At 46.5% G+C, this 568-nt stretch carries 1 protein-coding gene; it reads right to left on the reverse strand.

The genetic code is table 11. From position 1 onward, the window contains the following. On the reverse strand, positions 1-568 hold a 568-nt coding region (locus HNS40_RS22685; RefSeq protein ID WP_172284980.1), incomplete at both ends, for a PKD domain-containing protein.

The following is a 568-nucleotide window of genomic DNA, read 5'->3' on the forward strand; positions in this document are numbered from 1 at the left end:
TCGCAGCCATTGATATCGGTTACTGTTAAGGTTGCTGGATAATTACCCGTGTTAGTATAAAGGTGGTTTGGATTCTGAAGACTACTGGTATTCCCGTCTCCAAAGTTCCAGCTCCAGGTATCTATGACTCCACTTCCGGTGGAAGAAGACAGGTCGGTAAAGCGAGTGGTGTCTCCTTCGCAGCTGAGTCCTCCTTGCCATTCGAAATTGGCAGTAGGGAGATAATGTACTTTCACCGTTTTTACGATTTCATGGGAACAGCCTGCATCAGTTTCTACCACAAGTATCACATCGTAGGTGCCAGGAGCAGCGTAGGTATGATTTGGATTGGCATCGGAACTGGTGTTCCCATCTGCAAACTCCCAGAACCAGCTATTGATAGGCTGACCACTAGAAAAACTCATATCCACAAAGTGGGTCACTTCACCAAAGCAAACCGAATCGGCTCTAAAGTCGGCCACGGGAGCAGGTTCTACTACGATCAAAGTGGTATCGCTATCGCTACATCCATTGCCATCCTCTACTATGAGGATAATTTCATAGGTGCCTACAGATGTAAAATCATGAC

The organism is Lentimicrobium sp. S6 (genome assembly GCF_013166635.1).
Classification (GTDB): domain Bacteria; phylum Bacteroidota; class Bacteroidia; order Bacteroidales; family UBA12170; genus UBA12170.